Raw genomic sequence first — 19709 nt, 5'->3', positions numbered from 1 at the left:
TCGCGCCCGACGATTGCCGACGCCGCGGAACTTCTTCGCGGCGTCGAAGCGTTTGACCGCAAGGGTCTCCTCGTGTTCGAGGGGACAGGCATGCTCCGGACGCGCGATGCTGGAATTTTGGGGAACCATCCCCATATCCTCGTTTTCCAATCGCAGCGCCTCCCCGAGTTTTTGCCATGCAACCCAAAAATCCCCTCGACTGGATGCTGTCCGAAGCGCTGGACCAGCTGACCCGCGCCGAACGGCTGCGCCAGCAGTTCGGCCGCCAGGACGCCTGCTGGGAGCCGCCGATCGACGTGCTCGAAACCGAGCATGAACTCCTGATCCTGGTCGCGCTTCCCGGCGTCAACCCGGACAACGTCGAGACGGTGATCCATGACGGCGTGCTCGTCGTCTCCGGCCAGCGCACGCTGCCGCCGGAGCTTCGCAACGCCCGCATCCACCGGCTCGAGCTGCCGCAGGGGCGTTTTGAGCGCCGGATTGCATTGCCCCTTGGCCGCTACGCCATCAGCCGCTTCGTGATGGACGGCTGCGTCGCACTGCGCCTCGCCAAATCCTGAGGTCGATCATGGCCACCGAACAGATGAATAACACCGAGACTAATTCTGACGTGAATATCCCCGAAGACGCACTGATCATCATCGCCGTCCGCGACATGGTGCTGTTCCCCGGCGCTATCGGGCCGATCGCGATCGCGCGGCCGAAATCGATCGCGGCGGCGCAACAGGCGCTCCGCGAGCAGCGGCCGATCGGCATCGTCCTGCAGCGCAATCCCGAGGTCGACGATCCCATGCCGGACGACCTCTATCGGGTCGCGACCATCGCCAATATCGTGCGCTACATCACCGCGCCCGACGGCACGCACCACATCGTCTGCCAGGGCGTGCAGCGCGCGCGCATCCTCGACTTCCTGCCGGGGACGCCGTTCCCGGCTGCGCGCATCCAGCAGATTCCCGAGCCGGCCACGACCTCGCCGGAGATCGAGGCGCGCGCACTGAACCTGCAGCGCCAGGCGATCGAGGCGGTCGAGCTGCTGCCGCAGGCCCCGCCCGAGCTGGTCGCAATGTTCCAGGGCACCACGGCGCCCGGCGCGCTGGCGGATCTCGCAACCTCGTTCATGGACATCAAGCCGCAGGACAAGCAGGAGGTGCTGGAGACCATCGACCTCGCCTTGCGCGTGGAGAAGGTGTCGAAGCATCTGGCCGAACGGCTGGAGGTGCTGCGCATCAGCAATGAAATCGGCCAGAAGACCCGCGCCACGTTCGACGAGCGGCAGCGCGAGGCGATCCTGCGCGAGCAGATGGCGACCATCCAGCGCCAGCTCGGCGAAGGCGACGGCAAGGCGGCCGAGGTCGCCGAGCTGACGGCTGCCATCGCCAAGGCCAACATGCCGCCTGAGGCGGACGCGCACGCCAGGAAGGAGCTGCGTCGCTACGAGCGCATGCCGGAAGCGGCCGGCGAAGCCGGCATGGTCCGCACCTACCTGGACTGGCTGATCGAGCTGCCCTGGGCGCTGCCTGCGGAGAAGCCGATCGACATCAAGGAGGCGCGCCGCATCCTCGACGCCGATCACTTTGGCCTAGAGAAGATCAAGAGCCGGATCATCGAATATCTGGCGGTGCGCAAGCTCGCCCCGCAGGGCAAGGCGCCGATCCTGTGCTTCGTCGGCCCGCCCGGCGTCGGCAAGACCTCGCTCGGCCAATCCATCGCACGCGCGATGGATCGCCCCTTCGTGCGCGTCAGTCTGGGCGGCGTGCATGACGAGGCCGAGATCCGCGGTCACCGCCGCACCTATATCGGCGCGCTGCCCGGCAACATCATCCAGGGCATCAAGAAGGCGGGCAGCCGCAACTGCGTCATGATGCTGGACGAGATCGACAAGATGGGTCGCGGCGTGCAGGGCGATCCCTCGGCTGCCATGCTGGAGGTGCTCGACCCCGAGCAGAACGGGACGTTCCGGGACAATTATCTGGGCGTGCCCTTCGACCTGTCGCGCGTGGTGTTCATCGCGACCGCCAACATGCTGGACCAGATTCCGGGTCCGCTCTTGGACCGCATGGAGCTGATCAGCCTGGCCGGGTACACCGAAGAGGAAAAGCTGGAGATCGCGAAGCGCTATCTGGTGCGGCGGCAGCTGGAGGCCAACGGCCTGACGGCCGAGCAGGCCGAGATCGAGCCGGAGGCGCTGAAGCTGGTCGTCAAGGGCTACACCCGCGAGGCCGGCGTGCGTAACCTCGAGCGCGAGATCGGCAAGGTGTTCCGGCATGCGGCGGTGCAGGTCGCCGAAGGCACGGCTACGAAGGTCGTGGTCGGGGTGAAGGACATCGGCATCGTGCTCGGCCAGCCGCGCTTCGAGGGCGAGATCGCACAGCGCACCAGCATTCCGGGCGTGGCCACCGGCCTTGCCTGGACGCCGGTCGGCGGCGACATCCTGTTCATCGAGGCTTCGCGCGTGCCGGGCCGCGGCGGGATGATCCTGACCGGCCAGCTCGGCGACGTCATGCGCGAGAGCGTGCAGGCGGCGATGACGCTGGTGAAGAGCAGAGCCACGCAGCTCGGCATCGATCCCCAGCTGTTCGAGAAGAGCGACATCCACGTCCACGTCCCCGCGGGCGCAACCCCGAAGGACGGACCGAGCGCGGGCGTCGCGATGTTCACGGCGCTGACGTCCCTGCTCACCCATCGCACGGTGCGCAGCGACACCGCGATGACCGGCGAGATCTCGCTGCGCGGCCTGGTGCTGCCGGTCGGCGGCATCAAGGAGAAGGTGGTGGCGGCGGCCGCAGCCGGGTTGAAGCGGGTGATGCTGCCGGCGCGCAACAAGCGGGACTACGACGACATCCCGCAGAGCGCGCGGGACAACCTCGAGTTCATCTGGCTGGAGCACGTCGACGAAGCCATCGCCGCGGCGCTCGAGCCGGTCGCGGCCAAGGTCGAAGCGGCGGAGTGACGACGATGAAGAAACTGCTGGAAAAAGCCAGGAGATCGCGGAAGACGCAGCGGCTGCGCCAGCTGCTCGATCGCGCCATCGACGGTGTCCGCGATGCGCTCGCAGCACCGGGGCCGCGGCTTCAGCCCGTTACGGTCCGGGTGAAGCGCCGCAAGGGTTGAGCCCTCCGTCTCAAGTCCTCGCGGCTGCCCCAAATAAAAGGCCCCCTCCAATCGAGGGGGCCTTTGCGTTGTTAGCCCACGGCGTCCTTGGCCGCCTTGACCGGGCGGGCGCGGACGATCTTGCGGGCCGGCTTGGCCTTGAACATCATCTCTTCACCCGTGAACGGGTTGGTGCCCTTGCGAGCCTTGGTCGCGGGCTTCTTGATGACCACGAACTTGGCGAAGCCCGGCACCAGGAACAGGCCGTTCTTCTTGAGCTCCTTGTGGCCGACGTCGGTCAGCGTCTCCATGACGTTCTTGACGTCGCGCTTGGAAAGCTCGGTGGTGGTCGCAATCTTTTCGATCAGCTGCGATTTCGACATTTGGGTTGCCATCGTGTCTCCTCTGATTCGTTGACGGCTGCATATTAGACCAACCGGCGAAGGCCTATAGCCTTCTGCACAGTTTTGTCGCGGTTTTACGGGCTTTTTGGCCCCCTGTGGCAAAAAACCCTGCTTTTTAGCTACTTCCTGAGCGGGAGAAGCCTCGGGCAGCGGATTTTGCCTTGTTTCAAAGGCCCGCACGCAACCTTGCTAAAGCTGATTCGCCGCTTTCGACAAGCGACGACCGAACGACCGCACGCGATTCACCCTGAAAAATAAGGGTTGGATCGCACCACAGCCGCTTTTTCTCCCCGTTTTTGCGGGGAGAGGTGAAGAGAAGGCAGCTAGACGCGCTCGATGATGACGGCCGGCGCCATGCCGCCGGCGGCACACATGGTGACGAGGCCGCGCCTCAAGTCGCGGCGTTCGAGCTCGTCGAGCACGGTGCCGATCAGGATCGAGCCGGTCGCGCCGATGGGATGGCCGAGCGCGATCGAGCCGCCATTGACGTTGACCTTGGCGCGGTCGAGCTTGAGATCGCGGATGTATCTTTCCGCAACGACCGCAAAGGCCTCGTTGATCTCGAACAGGTCGATGTCGTCGACAGTCAACCCCGCCTTCGCCAGCACCTTGCGCGTCGCCGGCACCGGCGCGTTCAGCATCAGGGTCGGCGAGTCACCCATGTTCGCCATCGCCACCACGCGGGCGCGCGGCTTCAGGCCATGCGCCCTGGCGTAAGCGGGCGAGGCCAGCAGGATCGCGGCGGCACCGTCGACGACGCCGGAGGAATTGCCGGCGTGGTGCATGAAGTCGATATTCAGGTCCGGATATTTTTGCAGGATCAGGCCGCGATAGGTCGTGCCCTTGTCGTCGAGCGCATAGTCGGCGATGGCGGGAAATGCAGGCTTGAGGGCGCTGAGGCCCTCCATCGTGGTCTGCGGCCGCGGATACTCCTCGTGGTCGAGCGCGAGGCTGCCGTCCTCGCGATGGACGGGCACGAGGCTCTTCTTGAAATGGCCGTTCGCGATCGCATGCGCGGCGCGCTTCTGGCTCTCCAGCCCGAGCGCATCGACGTCCCCACGCGTGATGCCTTCCAGCGTCGCGATCGCGTCGGCGCAGACGCCCTGATGCGACTGCGGATGCCGCGCGCGCAGGCGCAGATTGCCGCCGTCCATCATCATCGGACCGCCGCCGCGGCGTCCCTCCATCGACATCATCTCGCAGCCGCCGGCGATGACGAGGTCCTCGGCGCCCGCCATGATCGAGCTCGCCGCCATGTTGACGCTGGTGATGCCGGAGCCGCAGAAGCGGTCGAGCGTCACGGCGCTGGCGCGCACGTCGTAGCCGGCATCGAGCGCCGACATGCGGCCGAGATCGCCGCTTTGCGTCGCGACCTGCGCGCTGCAGCCCCAGACGATGTCGTCGACGTCGGCGGTATTGATGCCGGTGCGATCAGCGAGTGCGCGCAGCACCGTTGCGCCCAGCTGCTGCGGATGGATGCCCGAGAGTGCTCCCTTGCCGGCCTTGCCGACACCCCGCGGGGTCCGGCAGGCATCGATGATCAGCGCGTCAGCCATTGGCGTTGTCCTCTTGTTATGGGTGTTGAGGACGGTTTTGAATCAGGGGGAGAAGGGAGTCAATCGGTGTGCCGAAAAGCGCTTATCAAAAGGCTCATACTGCCGGCAGCATCATTCCGACCAGGCCGTCAAAGTGTCCCTGGCAGCCGTCGAAATTTCCGTCATACGGATAGTTGGCACGACGAATGACACGACCACTCGGATCTGCGCGGACCAGCCCTTAAGGATAAGGACTGATGCTCCAGCTTCACGAGCAGCAAGTCTGAATTGAAGTCTAAATTGTGGAGCTATGGTGCAGTCCAGCACTGTCACCGCAACGCTGTCACCGTAACGCAAGCAAATATGTCGCGCCATTGTATGACCCTGCCGGGGGCCCCAACTCTAACAGTGCGGCGGCGGGTGCCATCCTCAGCTCTGGCGGAAAAAATCCCACCCATTCTCGGTTGGAATTTTGGGACACCGGGGATTATGTATCACCGTACCCGACCATACCCATGAGACGACAATGCGAACCTTTGGCATCTTATATCGAGAGGTCTGCGCAGGAGCGAGATTTCTGGTCCTGTCGATGACCATACTATGGCCGTCCGGGGCAATTGGGGGGGGGAAATGAGTTTGACGTGTGTCTATGAGATTATGACGTCTGCCCGAGAGGCCATGGTTCTTTGTGAAGACACGCTCGATCGCAAGAGTGAGCATACTTATCAGGAATTCCGCGCGACCTTGAAACGATTCATCAACGAAAACACAAAATTGGACAACGAAAAAATCGCCGCCGACTATGATCAAGTTCGGAGCCTGCGTGCACGAGAGGAAGTCGCGAAGGGGTTTTGTAAGCTGCCAGAGTACCTCGTTTTGAAGGGGATGTTGCAGGAACTCCTGCAGAGAGAAGCAACGTTCCGCGAACGGCTTGAAAGATCTGTGGATCCGACGAAGGGAGAATGCCTCTAGTCTTTCTGACGATCCAGTTGGCGCCCCACGCGGCCCCTCACCCGATCCTCTCCCCGTAAGAAACGGGGAGAGGGAGAATTGTCCGATCACGCCCCTGCCGCGTTCTTCGCGATGACGTTGCGGTAGAAGCTGGCGCTGAGCTTTGGCGTGCGGACCTGGGTGTCGAAATTGACGTGGTAGAGCCCAAAGCGCTTGTTGAGCCCGAACACCCATTCGAAATTGTCCATCAGGCTCCAGAGGAAGTAGCCGCGCACCGGCACGCCCTCGGCGGTGGCGCGCTGGAGCTGTGACAGATAGTTGCGCAAATACATGATGCGGTCGGTGTCGTAGATCTTGCCGTCGGGCGTGACGACGTCGTCGCCGGACGTGCCGTTCTCGCTGATATAGATTGCGTCCGTCTTCCAGATCTTCGCAGCGAGCTTCGGCACCCAGTACATCGTCTCGGGACCGATGCGCAGCCAGTCCGAATTCATGTGCGGGAACGATTTCGGGATCGGCAGCGGCATGAAGCCCGCGCCGTGGTCGGAGGCCACCACGTAGTTCTGCGGCGCGTAGATGTTGAGGCCGAGGAAATCGACCGGCGAGGAGATGATCTTCAACTCCGCATCGGTGTATTTCGGCGCCTTGCTCCCCGCAAATTTCAGGAAGGCGTCGGTGTACTGGCCCGTCATGATGACGTTGAGATAGCCGGCATTCATCTCGCGCAGTGCGATCTCGGCGGCACGGACGTTCTCCGGCGTGTCGATCGCGGGCGCGCAGGCATCGATGTTCTCCGCCGGCCCCACCCTGGTGCCGCGGCGGCCATGGGCGCGCACCGCCTGCACCGCGAGCCCGTGCGCGAGCGCGCTGTTGTGCCTGATCTGGTTGACCTCCGCTTGCGGCAGCGTCACGCCCGGCGCGTCGATGCCGATGCCGTAGCCGAAATGGACGAAGCGGCCGCTCTCGTTCAGCGTGAACACGTTCTTGACGCGATCGGTCAGGCGCTCGGCGACATAGGCCGCATAGTCGCCAAAGATCTTACAGGTCTCCGTCGAGCGCCAGCCACCAAAACGGTCCTGGAGCGATTGCGGCAGGTCCCAGTGATAGAGCGTCAGCCACGGCTCGATGCCATTCTTCAGCAGTTCGTCCACGAGGCGGTTGTAGAAGTCGAGCCCCTTCGGGTTCGGCTTGCCGTCACCATCAGGAAACACCCGCGGCCAGGCCACCGAGAAGCGGTACGCCTTGCAGCCGAGCTCCTTGATGAGTCCGATGTCCTCCTTGTAGCGATGATAATGCTCATTGGCGCGGTCGCCATTGGTGCCGTCCTCGATCTTGCCGGGGATGCGCACGAACTTGTCCCAGATCGAGGCCCCTCGCCCGTCCTCGTTGACCGCGCCCTCGACCTGGTAGGACGAGGTCGCCGTGCCCCAGACAAAGCCCGTGGGAAAGCCGCTTCCGCCGCGCGGCGCCGATACCGGCTTGGCCTCGGCTGCATCGAGCGGCCCCGTCAGCCCGGCTGCGGACAGCCCCGCGAGTTTCGCAAACTGGCGACGCGAGACCTTGTCCGACATTGATGCTTCTCCGCTTCCGGCCCTGTTGCGGGCGCACAATGGCGAGTCGCGGGCCGTTTGAAAAGCGGGCGAGCCGAGGGCTGAGGATGCAGAATTGCCGGAGGCGGCAGCTTTGCGATCGAGACCATGCACCGGCTCGGCCGGCCCGGCCGATGGGCGAACTGCCGGTCCGCGTCACCGACAAGGAAGGCGGCAAGGGGCTGTCGATCGTCTCCAGCCATGCGCTCTCCGAGGATTGCCTCGCACACATGGCAAGGCCGACGCCGGCAGCACGCTGAGTGGCTCGCTGACGTGCCGTGACCACGCTTCACGGAGACGATTCTAGTTTTGATCGATGGCGGAGGTTTGCTGGAATTCGGGACAGAGTTTGATCGCGACAAGTTTCGTTGCATCGCGCGGCGAAACTCGTCATTGCGCAGTCGCAATCGCGATGCCGCCCCCCTGCGGACCTGGAAGGTCTCGGGCGCGGGCCAGGTTCGTCGCCGGCAGGATGCCAGCTCGAGACGAGCGGCGGACCGGCGCCGCTTCCGCGATCAGCGCGAGCGCTTCGGCAACTTTGGCAGCTTTTCGGGATTGAACGCCGGCATCTGCTCGGTCTGTTCCGGCCCTGGCGGCTGCTGTTCCGTCAGAATGAGCGTGCCATAGAGGATCATTCCCGGCACTTGTTGGGCCGTCGCCGTGTAGGTCGCGATCTTGCCGGGGCAGTTTCCCTCGATATCCAGCGTCAGCTCGTCATCGACGCCGAACACCGTTGCACGTCCATCGGTATGACGCTTCGTCGAGACGGTGGCGGTGAAGCGGTCTCCATCGACCTTGCAGGAACCGTGATACGTCATCAGGCTGTCACGGCCCCAGATCTGGCCGTCCGCGACATGGACGATCCCGGTACCTTGGTCGAGCGGCGTGTTGTACCACGCCGCATATGTGCCGTCCTTCAGCATGGGAGCAATCTCCCCTGAGAGTCCCTCGCGAATGATTGGCATCAATAGCGCCAAGAAAGGGTTAATCGCGCGGCCCGTGCCAACCCGGTCTTTCCCTGCGCAATTCGGCCTCGAGTTCCTCGATGATGCTGTGAAGCAGACATGCGGCAAGCGGGTCGGTCACTTCCCGCTCCAAATGCCGATAACGCGCGATCCGGAATTCCTGCTCTCTCAACTGGTGCTCTGTCATCGGACTGGCCCTCCGACAAACCGACGCGCAGAGGGCCAAGCAGTTTCGTTAAAATTTTCGGATCATTTGCTATGGTTGCCGGTCGGTTAAGGAAACGCCGCGCCAAGCTTTGCCCGCGCGCGCAAATGCATCCGCTTGCGGCGAGGCACCCCGGTGCCGCCGATCGCCGTCATCCGCAGACAAGCCTTTTACCGCCGCACGCCAACGCGATTGACACCGCCATTCAGATTGGTCCCGCTCGCCGTGCCGGCCCGGACCGCAGCGCGCGCCACGGGACGTGGGCGGAGCACCACGCCGGCCCTGGCCACGCAACTCGGGGGATAGTCGACGTACTGACAATACACCACCGCCTCGGCCGGGGTCGGGCTGAGCGCGACGCTTGCAAATCCCAGCAGGGCGCTGGCCGCAAGCCCTGCAAATGTCACGGACTTGATTGAAAGACGCATGATGATCCTCCCCATGGCGCTTGCGAGCCGAGAGGCAGCGGAAACCGCCCCAGGCCGCCCCGACATGACGTGATCACCAGAGGATGGCGACGTTGACATAGATCAACGGTGGATACGGACCTCGTTCGCTGTCCCCTCTCATCAGGGACGGCATGTCAGCCTCGCCTCTAAGAGGACAGACGAAGCCAGACGTCCTTGCTCGCCAGCGTGCCGTCCGGGGTCGCAATCTCCATGTCCACGACATGCAGGGAACCGGGCTCCTCTCCATAGATGTATCTGAGGTGCCACATCAGACCGAGGTCGGGAGAGATGACAAAATCGTCCAACCCGTCGGTCATCGCCCGAACGGCCTCGCGATGCGTCATGGGCGCGGAAAACATCGCGTCGATCAGGTTGGCGAGACTCATGCCTTCGACCAGCATCAGTCGCGCGACCTCGTCACCGTAGACGTGCCGAAGCGCCGCAACGATAGAAGCGACTGCGTCCGGATTTTTGAATGACACAGTAAAGCGAGCCTCCGGGGCCATCATGCCGGAGGCGGGATACCTTGTGCAAGGTGTCCGGGATATCGGCGACGCGAACCATTTTACCGGATTCCATTCCTCTCGCGGCCCTCTCCGTTCAGTCGCCCGACAACTCGGCGCGCCCCCGTCGTGCGTTTGTGAAACCGCGCGCCTGCCCGGAGCAGGATCGGGCAAAGCAGAGCCGGTTCAGGCAAGACGCTGCGCCATTGCGCCCGCATAGAACCCGCGCCGGCCCGTACAATCACGGGCAACCCATCTGAAGCTTGAGGCGATCAGAAGGAGCCACGCAATGATCGGGAGCACCGCACTCATGCGCAATCCCTCGCACAAGGGCCTGCCACCCGTCCCTGGCGCACAGCCGGACGACAACATCTCGACCGCCGAGCGGCGCGCCGCCGAAGCGGAGATGGCGCGGGTGCTCAGAACCGAACCTACCCGCTTGGCATTGGATTCCTCCGGCGCAGGGATTGCGCACTGGAACCATGACCCATTGCACGATGTCGTCGAGCCCATGAGCCACCACGTGATCATGGCGTATAACGGCGTCATGCAGCGCATGGAGCGCCGCTCGGGAAAATCGGTTGCGATCGGCACGTTTCGTCGCGGAGTCGTGATCATCATTCCGGAAGGATCGAGCTCCCGATGGGACATTCCGAAGCCTGTCGATGTCGTTCAACTCTATCTTCCGAATGCGACGCTCAAACGCGTTGCTGACGAAGCCGGCACAAGCAAACCGAGCGAGCTCCTGGAGCGGACGGCGCATCCCGACCTCATCACGTCCAGACTGCTCCTGAGCGCGGCGGATACGATGGAGGGCAATGGAGCGCTGGATACGCTGTTCCGGCATCAACTGACAGATTTGCTGGCCACGCGCGTGCTGGCTGCGCACACGGGTTCACCGACCATGTTCCAGCCTACCCTGGGCGGGCTGTCGCCGAAGGTCCTGCTCCGTGCGATCGAACGGTTGCGTTCGGACAGCGATGCGGACGTCTCCCTCGACGCGCTGGCGTCCGACGCCGGCCTGTCGCGCTTCCACTTCTGCCGCGCCTTCAAGGAAAGCACCGGGCTTTCGCCGCATGCCTGGCTGCGCCAGCACCGGCTCGAGCAAGCCATGAAGATGCTGCGCGACGACGATGAGTCGGTCATCTCGATCGCCGTGGCGCTCGGCTATTCCTCGCAGACCGCCTTCGCCGCGGCGTTCAGGAAGCTGACGGGCGAAACGCCGAGCGATTGGCGCAGGCGCATGCGTTAGCAGCAATCTCGCGACAGGGACGGCAATCGCTATGGGGCAGTCGACGATCCGGCTCGCTAAACATCGCAGTGTCACCATACGGACGGAGGCAACGATGAACTGGAAACAGCGTGCAATTGCACCGAGGCGGAAAGCCGTCGCGTCGGCGCTCGTGTACGGGCTCTCACTGACGGTGCGCTTCACCTCGCCGACAGCCGAAGAAGCGCCGGCACAAACCGCGCAAAGCGCGCCCCCCATCACATCAATCCTGATCAGACAGGGTTGGCCCAGGCAACCGACGGTGCCGACGGCCCTGCGCGGCTGGCCATTGGGTCAGAGAAGCTGCCAGACAGCATGTGAGGGCCCCGCGCTGTTGTCCTCGCTGCCGAACTGCACCGCGCCATAAGGCATCGACGGTCTCCGCTTCACCTCTTCGACCCATCGCCAAACCGCAACAGGCTCCGCCGACATCGCGCGGCGACGGCGACGCGCGTGCGTCCCGAACGAGCCGAACCCAAAATCGAACACAGGAGTCAACCACATGCGACTGCTCATCATTGGCGCCGGCTTCGCCGGCATGTACGCCGCCCTCTCCGCCGCCCGCCTGCGCGACATCCAGGGCGTTTCGCCGGAAGAGCTCGAGATCGCGCTCATCGCACCCGAGCCGACGCTGGTGGTCCGCCCTCGGCTCTACGAGCCGAAGCCGGAAACGCTGACCGCGTCGCTGCTCGACGTGCTCAAGGCGATCGACGTCGACTACATCCAGGGCAGCGCCGAGACAATCGACAGCAGGATTCAAACGGTGCAGATCGCTGCGGCGAAGGGCACGCGAAAGACCCTGTCCTACGACCGTCTCGTCGTGGCCACCGGCAGCCGCCTGTTCCGCCCCAACATTCCCGGGCTTGCCGAGCACGGCTTCAGCGTCGATACGCTCGGTGACGCGATCGCGCTCGACAAGCACCTGCATGGCCTCGCCAAACGGCCGCCTTCGAACGGGCGCGACACGGTCGTCGTCGCCGGCGGCGGCTTCACCGGCATCGAGGCGGCCACCGAAATGCCGGCGCGCCTTCGCAAAATCCTCGGCGCCAGTGCCAAGACACGGATCATCATCGTCGAGCGCAACAGCGCGGTCGCGCCCGACATGGGCGCGGGTCCCAGGCCCATCATCGAAAGTGCCCTTCAAAAGCTCGGCGTGGAAACCCGCCTCGGCGCCGGCGTCGCTGCGCTCGACGAATCCGGCGTCACCCTGTCCACCGGTGAACACATTGAAGCCGAGACCGTGGTCTGGGCAGCGGGCATTCGTGCGGCTCCCTTGACGACGCAGATACCCGCCGAGCGCGACAATTTCGGCCGATTGCTGGTCGATCGCTGCCTGCGGGTGCCAGGCATTCAGGGTGTCTTCGCGACCGGCGATGCGGCGCGGGCCGCCTGCGACGACGAGGGCAATTACGCGCTGATGTCGTGCCAGCACGCCACGCGCATGGGCGCCTTTGCCGGCAACAATGCCGCCGCCGACCTGCTCGGCATTCCGACCAGGCCCTATCACCAGAAGGCTTACGTCACCTGCCTCGACCTCGGCGAAGCCGGCGCGCTGTTCACGCGCGGCTGGGAACGCAAGGTCGAGATGGTCGGCGAAACCGCCAAGAAGACCAAGCAGGAGATCAACACGGTCTGGATCTACCCGCCCCGCGCGGAGCGTGCCGCGGCGCTCGCCTCGGCCGATCCGGAACGCGTGACCAGCCTCTGACGCACGGAACGACGACGGCCGCGCGCCGGTTGCGCGGCCCGCTCGAACCAGAACGAACCGGGAGCCTCTGACATGAAACAGGAGACGGACATGAACCTGCACAACACCTCATATCCCGCGACATCGAAACCCGAAGAGCTCGTGCCGTCACGCTACGCCGTGAGGATCGGCGACATCGACGTGCTGGTGGTCAGCGACGGCGTGCTGCCGCTGCCGACCACCATGCTGGCGCACAACGCCGACCCGGCCGTCCGGGCGGCCTGGCTGCATGACATGTTCCTGCCGCCGGACGCTTTCGACTGGGCGCTGAATGCGGTCATGGTCCGCAGCGGCGACAAGACCATCCTCATCGACGCTGGCCTGGGGTCCGACCCGAACCTGCACCTGCCGCGGGCCGGGCAGTTGAGCAGGCGACTGGAGGCCGCCGGCATCGATCTTGCGTCCGTGACCGATCTGGTGCTGACCCACCTGCACATGGACCACATCGGCGGGCTGCTCGTCGACGGGGTGAAGGAGCGGTTGCGTAAAGACCTGCGGATCCACGTCGCGGCCGCCGAGGTCAAATTCTGGGAGGCGCCTGATTTCTCCCACACCGCCATGCCGCCGGGATTTCCGGACGCACTTCGATCGGCCGCCAGGCGGTTCGTGAACGAGTACCGCGATCACCTGCGGCAATTCGATCAGGAGCACGAGGTTGCGCCCGGCGTCGTGGTCCGCCGCACCGGCGGTCACACCCCCGGACACAGCGTGGTTCGCGTGGCGTCGGGCGACGACGCGCTGACATTTGCCGGCGACGCCGTGTTTGCGGTCGGGTTCGAGCAGCCCGATTGGCACAACGGTTTCGAGCACGACCCGGAGGAAGCCGCGCGCGTTCGCATCCGTCTTTTGCGGGAGCTTGCCAAGACCGGCGAGATGCTGGTGGCCACACACCTGCCGTTCCCGTCGGTCGGCCGCGTCGCGGTCGACGGCGATGCCTTCCGCTGGGTGCCGGTGTTCTGGGACTATTGAGCCGAGCGCGCGCTACGCTTCCTTCTCCTCTTGTGGGAGAAGGAAGCGTCAGCACTTAGCGCAACTCAAAACGTCACCCGCATGCCTGCATAGAACGCGCGCGGCCTTGCCGGGCTCAGCGAGCGCGGGTCGGTGAACTCCGCGCCGCCGTTGGTGAAGTTCGGCACGGCCTCGCGGTCGAAGAACTGTCCGTAGGTCGCATAGCGCTTGTCGAAAATGTTGTCGACCTTGCCGTAGAGCTGAACGTTCTTGGTCACCTGGTAGGAGGTGTGGAGATTGAACACGGTGTAGGACGGCAGCTTCGCAAACTGGTTGGACTCGTCGCCGACGAGGTATTGGCTGGAGACGAACAGCGCATTGCCGCCGACCTTCCAGACGTCGGTCACGGCATAGTCCACGCCGACCTTGACGCGGTGGCGCGGGATCGCGGGGAGCTGGTTGCCGGGCGAGACCTGGATGTTGCCGTCGGCATCGGCGAACGGGCTGTTCGAGCCGATGGTCAATGCGTCGAGGAAGCGCGCGTCGACGAAGGCGTAGCTCGCCTGGAATTGCAGCGTCGGCGACTTGATATTCACTTCGGCCTCGAGCCCCTGCCGCCTGGTACGCCCGACATTGGAGAAATAGCCGAAGCCGGTGCGCCCGGGGACCGGGATGGCGACGATGTCGTCGTAATTGGTGGCGCGGAAGCCGCCGATCTTCCAGCCGAGCGTGCCGATGTTCAGCTCCTTCGTGCCGCGGAAGCCCGCCTCCACGGTCTTGGACACGACCTGCTTGAGCGGCGGATCGGAGACGAGAAACGCCGCGATGAGACAGGGACGGGCCGGATCGGAGCAGCCGAGCTCGAGCGGCGTCGGCACGCGGTTGGCCTCGGAATAGCCGGCATAGGCGGTCAGCTCGGGCGTGATCTTGTAGGTGCCGCCGATCACCGGATTGAAGCGGGTGAAGGTGTGATCGCCGTTGAGTGCGGTGCCGAGCTGATCCTCCAGCGTGATGCGCGCCACGTTGAAACGGCCGCCGCCAGTGACGGCGAAGGCCTCTGTGACGTTGAACGTATCCATCGCGTACAGGCCGTTATACTGGTTGACAGTCCGCAGCGAGACGGGACCGGCCACGGGGTCCGGTGTGCCGGTTGGGCCCAAGAAGAGACCGCTGCCGCTGACGACGTAATTTTCTCCGATCGAGCCGATTTCAGCGGTGGCGTTGTAGCGCGTCACGCTGGCGTCGTAGCTCGCCCCCACCACGAAGCGGTTGTCGTGTCCGAACAACTGATCGGTGTTGGTGGCCTGCCCCGATACGCCGAAGGTGGTCGAACGTATCGAGCTCCGGTCGATCTCGCCGAGGATGGTCCCCGGAGCAAAAGGATTGGCGAGCTGCACGCCGTTCGTGCCATTCGCCGGCGTCGTATCGTCACCAAAGCACAAGAGCCCGGCAATGGCGCACTCTTGCGTATCGGTCGGATTGCCGTCGACGAGCTTCTGCTCGTACCGGCGCACATGGGCGGTGCCTTCGAGCGTCCAGGTCGGCGTCGCGTCCACCTTTCCGGTCAGGTTGAGATAGCCGACGCGGTTGGAGGTGGTCTGCGGCGTGGTGTAGGTCGCGCCCCAATATTTGTCGAGCAGCTCGGCCGGAACGGTGGCGCTGGCGCCAAAATCGTTCTTGGCGACGCCCATGTTGGCATGGAATTCACTGTCCCCGGCCTTGTAGCCGACGTCGCTGTAGAAGCGCCGCACGGTCGATTGGGAAAAATTGCGGAAACCGTTGTCACGCAGGCCTTCGAGCGCGGCATAGACGCCGTAGTTCTTGTCGACCTGCTTGCCCCATTGCGCCGACCCCTGGACGCGGCCGAACGAGCCGCCCATCATGTCGATCTCGGCGCCCTGATAGGTGAAGCCGTCCTTCATTTGCAGGTTGATGGCGCCGCCGAGTGCGTTGAGGCCGAAGACGGGATTGTTGGTCACCAGCGTCACCGACCTGATCGCGGCGGTCGGGATCAGGTCCCAGTTGACGGCATCCGAGAAGGCTTCGTTGATGCGAACGCCGTTCTGGTACACCGCAAGGCCCTGCGGCGTGCCCGTCACCGGCGAGGCGACAAACCCGCGGAATTCGACATCCGGCTGGAATGGATTGCCGGTGACTTCGCTGATGTTGACGCCGGCAATGTTGTCACGCAGTGCGTCGGTGACGTTCAGCGAGCCGGTGCGCTTGATCTGGCTGGCATCGACCGCGTTGACCGATGAGGGAACCTTGTCGACGTCGAGGCCTCTGCCGATGCCCGGCGCCGTCGGGTAGACGTAAATGCGCGTCTTGGGGCGGGACGAGGGTGCTCCCGCCACGCGCGCGACCGGCCGCGATGGCGCGATGCGCCTCGCCGTCGACGGCGGCGCCGTCACCTCGACCGGCGGCAGGTTCTGGACGTTGGTCTCCTCGTCCTGCGCGGCCCCGGCGGGGGTCGCGAAGACCAGTCCAGACACCAGCCCGGTCGAAACCGAGGCCATCATCAAACGACGCTTGAATAAGAAGCGCTTGCCCAAAAGACCCTTGCCCATCCCCTGCCTTCCCAACCACGACCGCCGGCTGTTTTGATTTTCGCCGTTCGATCGAGACGAGTGTAATCGGCAGAAGCTCGCGCGCCAGCCACAAAAGGTCGGGCAATATCCGCTCCCGTTTTCCCGACGAAATCGGGAATTATTCCCGATCCACCTTCCCGCGATCAGGCCGACGCCGTCGGAACCAACGCCTCCACGGTCACGCCGCCGTCGCCGGAGACCACGTTGAGCGTGCCGCCCAACGCCAATATCCGCTCGCGCATGCCGACGAGGCCGAAGCCGAGCTTCCGGCCCGGCTCCATGCCGCGGCCATTGTCGCTGATCCGCACCCGGGCGCAGAGGCGGCCGTCGCGCGCCGCCTCCCCCGCCGGTTCGATGACGACATTGACCGAGGTCGCACCGGCGTGGCGGAACACGTTGGTGAGCGCCTCCTGCACGATGCGGTAGATGGTGAGGTCGGCGGTCTCGCCTGTGACGCCAAGCGCGGGCGAGATCACGGTTTCGATGGCGACGTCGGGATGCGACTCCCGCCACAGCCGCGACAGCGATTCGAGCGCCTGGCGCAGGCCGAGCTCGGCAAGGCCGACGGGCCGGAGGCGCTCCAGCACGCGGCGATTGAACTGCTGGAGCGCGTTGATCTGCTCGAGCATGGCGCTGCCGTGTTTCCGCACGGCGTCCGCGTTCGGGACGCGCCCATCCGCCTGCTTCGCCAGCGCGCTCGCATGGGCGCGCAGCGAGAACAGATACGGCCCGAACTCGTCATGGAGCTCGCGTGCGATCTCCTTGCGCTCGACGTCCTGGAGCGACACCGCGCGCTCCGCAAGGCGCCGCTTGTCCTCGACCGCCGCACCAAGGGTCGCGGCGAGATGGTTGAGCTTGGTGCAGATCGCGGCAAGCTCCGGCGCGCCGCCCGGCGTGACGCGGGCCTGATAGCGCCCGTCTTCGAGCTCGGCCATCACGTCCGCCAGGGACTGCAGCGGCGCCAGCGCCCGGCCGACCACGTTCATCATCACCAGGAACAGCGCGAGCGCGACCACCGAGCCGACCTCGAGCTGGGTCACGATACCGTCCCAGATCTCGGCGATCTCGTCGTCGGGATGCGAGGTGATCAGGAGCGAGCCGGGCTTGCCGTGGATCGAGACCGGCACGCTGACCGCGGTCTGCTCGGGATGAACCAGGCTGACGAACCAGACCGGCGGCCCGCGCGTGTCGCCATCGGCATCGGCCCTGGGCGGCGTCAGCGGATTGCCGCCGGCGTCCCGAAGCGTAATGCCGACGTGGCGCAGACGGCTGAGATCGCGCACGATCTGGTTCAATCTCGCATCCGGATCGGGCGCCTCGTTGAGATCGGCAACGATCGTCCCGATGAATTCGCGCGCGAGCCGGATCACGCTCTGGTCCTCGGCCTGCACGCGCGGCCCGGCCTCCGCGACCTGGCGGCCGATGTTGACGGCGAGGCCCAGCGCCAGCAGCAGCGCCAGCAGCAGGTTGATGCGCCCGCGCAAGGATAGATTCTGCCACATTGGTGTCGCCTGTGCCCCGCGAAGGTTTTGCCGGTGCCTGTCCCACGACGTTGACAGACCCAAAGCGCCCGATATCTAATCGAAAGCGTACAGCAATCCCGGCCGGGCGCGAAACAGGCCGGCGCTGTCCCGAGGAAACGCCTATGCGCATTCTGATCGTCGACGATCATCCCATCGTGGCTTCCGGCTGCCGTGCCGTGCTGGCCGACGAGGGCGAGATCGAGATTTTGGAGGCCGCCGACGCCGAGGACGGCGAATGCGTCTTCATCGTCGAGCGCCCCGACCTCTCGATCATCGACATCAACCTGCCGACCGTCTCCGGCTTCGAGCTGGCGCGCCGCATCCTCGAGCGCGCGCCCGAGGCCCGTATCATCATGTTCAGCATGAACGACGACCCTGCTTTCGCCGCACGCGCGATCGAATGCGGCGCCAAGGGCTACGTCTCCAAGACCGGCGACCCCGACGACCTCGTCGAGGCGATCCGCACCGTCGGCAGCGGCGGCACCTATCTGCCGAGCGCGATCGCGCGCAGCATCGCCTTCGCCGGGCCGGCGCTGGCGCAAAGCCCGCTGTCGAAGCTGAACGCGCGCGAGATCGAGATCCTGCGGCTGCTCAGCGCCGGCAAGAGCCTGTCCGAGATCGCATGGCTGGTGCAGTCGTCCTACAAGACGGTGGCCAACACCTCCTCGATCATGCGCCAGAAGCTCGGGGTGAAAACCTCGGTCGAGCTGGTGCGGCTGGCGATCGACAGCGGCGTCGCCTGACGCGCGGTCAGCCGCCACGAATTCGGTCACACAAGCGTTGCAATGTTGATGTGGTTAGATGCCACTGGAGCTTAAGGCATGACGATTCAGACTGTCTCGACCAACAAATCCTACGGCGGCGTGCAGGGCGTCTATCGCCATGCGAGCCAGGCGACCGGAACCGACATGGTGTTCTCGGTCTATGTTCCCCCGCATGCGGATGGCGCGAAGCTGCCCGTGGTCTGGTACCTCTCCGGGCTGACCTGCACCCATGCCAACGTCACCGAGAAGGGCGAATTCCGCAAAGCCTGCGCCGAGCTCGGCCTGATCTTCGTCGCACCCGACACCTCACCGCGCGGGCCCGACGTGCCCGGCGATGCCAACAACGCCTATGATTTCGGCCTCGGCGCCGGCTTCTATGTCGACGCGACGCAAGAGCCGTTCGCGCGCAACTACCGCATGTGGAGCTATGTCACCGACGAGCTGCCCAAGCTCGTGGCGGGAAATTTTCCCGTCGATGCAAAGCGGCAATCGGTGATGGGCCATTCGATGGGCGGCCACGGTGCGCTGACCGTAGCGCTACGCAACCCGCACCGCTATCGCGCGGCCAGTGCCTTCGCGCCGATCGTGGCGCCGTCTCAGGTGCCCTGGGGCACCAAGGCGCTGACCGGCTATCTCGGCCCGAACAAGGATGCGTGGCGCAGCCACGACACCGTGGCGCTGATCGAGGACGGTGCGAAGTATTCAGGCTTCCTGGTCGACGTCGGCGAGGCCGATAATTTCCTGAAGGAGCAGCTCAAGCCGGAGCTGCTGCAAGCCGCCTGCACCAAGGCCAACATCCCGCTGACCCTGCGGCGGCAACCGGGCTACGACCACAGCTATTATTTCATCTCGACCTTCATGGGCGATCATCTGCACTGGCATGCGGAGAGATTGAAGGGGTGATCTTTCTTCCTTCTCCCCTTGTGGGAGAAGGTGGCGCGAAGCGCCGGATGAGGGGTATCTCACAGCGAGATCAAGTGAGAGTTGGACGCGCGGAGAGAGACCCCTCACCCGTCTCGCCGCTACGCGGCGAGCCACCCTCTCCCACAAGGGGCCTGTTGCGTAATCCGCCAGTTGTGATTCCCTAGGGCAAAGCCTTGGGGGAATGACGATGGCGGTGAAGCGGACAGGACAGCCGAGCTTTGTGGAAGCGCTGATGCCGAAGGGCGCCGGCGCCA

19 protein-coding genes are annotated in these 19709 nt (G+C 64.8%); 10 read left to right on the top strand and 9 right to left on the bottom strand.

What is annotated here, in order from left to right:
- Positions 1 to 176: 176 nt before the first annotated feature.
- The 3 genes from RAD15_RS11740 to RAD15_RS11730 are packed head-to-tail and all read left to right on the top strand — an operon-like array spanning position 177 to position 3111.
- Positions 177 to 560 carry an Hsp20/alpha crystallin family protein gene (locus RAD15_RS11740; RefSeq protein ID WP_092261795.1) on the top strand — a complete coding sequence of 128 codons (384 nt, stop codon included), beginning with the start codon at positions 177 to 179 and terminating at the stop codon, positions 558 to 560.
- 8 nt (positions 561 to 568) lie between these two features.
- Positions 569 to 2950, top strand: a complete 2382-nt coding sequence (gene lon / locus RAD15_RS11735; RefSeq protein ID WP_458177448.1) for an endopeptidase La — start codon at positions 569 to 571, stop codon at positions 2948 to 2950.
- Positions 2951 to 2955: 5 nt separating this feature from the next.
- Complete coding sequence (locus RAD15_RS11730; protein ID WP_458177446.1) at positions 2956 to 3111, top strand: hypothetical protein; 156 nt, start codon at positions 2956 to 2958, stop codon at positions 3109 to 3111.
- A gap of 71 nt (positions 3112 to 3182) precedes the next feature.
- On the opposite strand, the gene RAD15_RS11725 is transcribed toward RAD15_RS11730, so the two are convergent.
- Entirely contained in the window at positions 3183 to 3485 is a 303-nt protein-coding gene (locus RAD15_RS11725) for an HU family DNA-binding protein (protein WP_458177444.1), read from the bottom strand.
- Positions 3486 to 3817: 332 nt separating this feature from the next.
- Positions 3818 to 5050 (bottom strand): acetyl-CoA C-acetyltransferase, encoded by a 1233-nt coding sequence (locus RAD15_RS11720; RefSeq protein ID WP_458177442.1) that lies wholly within the window; start codon positions 5048 to 5050, stop codon positions 3818 to 3820.
- 657 nt (positions 5051 to 5707) lie between these two features.
- On the opposite strand from RAD15_RS11720, the gene RAD15_RS11715 reads away from it, so the two are divergent.
- A complete protein-coding gene (locus tag RAD15_RS11715; RefSeq protein WP_458177440.1) occupies positions 5708 to 6001 on the top strand; it encodes a hypothetical protein in 294 nt (97 codons plus the stop codon).
- 86 nt (positions 6002 to 6087) lie between these two features.
- Here the strand turns inward: RAD15_RS11715 and RAD15_RS11710 are convergent, their stop codons facing one another.
- The gene (locus tag RAD15_RS11710) at positions 6088 to 7551 is read right to left on the bottom strand and encodes a GH1 family beta-glucosidase (RefSeq protein WP_458177438.1); all 1464 of its coding nucleotides are present in this window, start codon (positions 7549 to 7551) and stop codon (positions 6088 to 6090) included.
- Between the two features lie 152 nt (positions 7552 to 7703).
- Here RAD15_RS11710 and RAD15_RS11705 point away from each other — a divergent pair, with 152 nt between their 5' ends.
- Positions 7704 to 7829, top strand: coding sequence for a hypothetical protein (locus RAD15_RS11705; protein WP_458177436.1), 126 nt, complete (start codon positions 7704 to 7706; stop codon positions 7827 to 7829).
- 255 nt (positions 7830 to 8084) lie between these two features.
- Here the strand turns inward: RAD15_RS11705 and RAD15_RS11700 are convergent, their stop codons facing one another.
- The 4 genes from RAD15_RS11700 to RAD15_RS11685 all read right to left on the bottom strand — a co-directional run bounded on the left by RAD15_RS11700 (position 8085) and on the right by RAD15_RS11685 (position 9697).
- Positions 8085 to 8492, bottom strand: coding sequence for a hypothetical protein (locus RAD15_RS11700; protein ID WP_458177434.1), 408 nt, complete (start codon positions 8490 to 8492; stop codon positions 8085 to 8087).
- Positions 8493 to 8553: 61 nt separating this feature from the next.
- Complete coding sequence (locus RAD15_RS11695) at positions 8554 to 8721, bottom strand: hypothetical protein (RefSeq protein ID WP_458177432.1); 168 nt, start codon at positions 8719 to 8721, stop codon at positions 8554 to 8556.
- Positions 8722 to 8909: 188 nt separating this feature from the next.
- On the bottom strand, positions 8910 to 9167 hold the full coding sequence (locus RAD15_RS11690) for a hypothetical protein (protein ID WP_458177430.1): 258 nt from the start codon (positions 9165 to 9167) through the stop codon (positions 8910 to 8912).
- 167 nt (positions 9168 to 9334) lie between these two features.
- A complete protein-coding gene (locus tag RAD15_RS11685) occupies positions 9335 to 9697 on the bottom strand; it encodes a hypothetical protein (RefSeq protein WP_458177428.1) in 363 nt (120 codons plus the stop codon).
- A 304-nt stretch (positions 9698 to 10001) separates the two neighbouring features.
- Between RAD15_RS11685 and RAD15_RS11680 the strand changes: the two genes are divergently transcribed.
- The 3 genes from RAD15_RS11680 to RAD15_RS11670 all read left to right on the top strand — a co-directional run bounded on the left by RAD15_RS11680 (position 10002) and on the right by RAD15_RS11670 (position 13677).
- A complete protein-coding gene (locus RAD15_RS11680; protein WP_458177426.1) occupies positions 10002 to 10943 on the top strand; it encodes a helix-turn-helix transcriptional regulator in 942 nt (313 codons plus the stop codon).
- Between the two features lie 520 nt (positions 10944 to 11463).
- A complete protein-coding gene (locus RAD15_RS11675; RefSeq protein ID WP_458177424.1) occupies positions 11464 to 12669 on the top strand; it encodes an NAD(P)/FAD-dependent oxidoreductase in 1206 nt (401 codons plus the stop codon).
- A 90-nt stretch (positions 12670 to 12759) separates the two neighbouring features.
- Positions 12760 to 13677, top strand: coding sequence for an MBL fold metallo-hydrolase (locus RAD15_RS11670; RefSeq protein WP_458177422.1), 918 nt, complete (start codon positions 12760 to 12762; stop codon positions 13675 to 13677).
- A gap of 65 nt (positions 13678 to 13742) precedes the next feature.
- Here RAD15_RS11670 and RAD15_RS11665 read toward each other — a convergent pair whose 3' ends face one another.
- Both RAD15_RS11665 and RAD15_RS11660 read right to left on the bottom strand, forming a co-directional pair.
- A complete protein-coding gene (locus RAD15_RS11665) occupies positions 13743 to 16223 on the bottom strand; it encodes a TonB-dependent receptor (RefSeq protein ID WP_458177420.1) in 2481 nt (826 codons plus the stop codon).
- 164 nt (positions 16224 to 16387) lie between these two features.
- Complete coding sequence (locus RAD15_RS11660) at positions 16388 to 17746, bottom strand: histidine kinase (RefSeq protein ID WP_458177418.1); 1359 nt, start codon at positions 17744 to 17746, stop codon at positions 16388 to 16390.
- 143 nt (positions 17747 to 17889) lie between these two features.
- On the opposite strand from RAD15_RS11660, the gene RAD15_RS11655 reads away from it, so the two are divergent.
- Positions 17890 to 18510: a response regulator gene (locus tag RAD15_RS11655; protein WP_458177416.1), complete on the top strand. Its 621-nt coding sequence runs from the start codon at positions 17890 to 17892 to the stop codon at positions 18508 to 18510.
- A 78-nt stretch (positions 18511 to 18588) separates the two neighbouring features.
- A complete protein-coding gene (fghA, locus tag RAD15_RS11650; RefSeq protein WP_458177414.1) occupies positions 18589 to 19434 on the top strand; it encodes an S-formylglutathione hydrolase in 846 nt (281 codons plus the stop codon).
- Positions 19435 to 19709: the final 275 nt, after the last annotated feature.

It is taken from the genome of Bradyrhizobium sp. 14AA (assembly GCF_054185205.1).
Note: the sequence above shows the minus strand (reverse complement) of the source record. Positions and strands in the feature narration are given on the sequence as shown.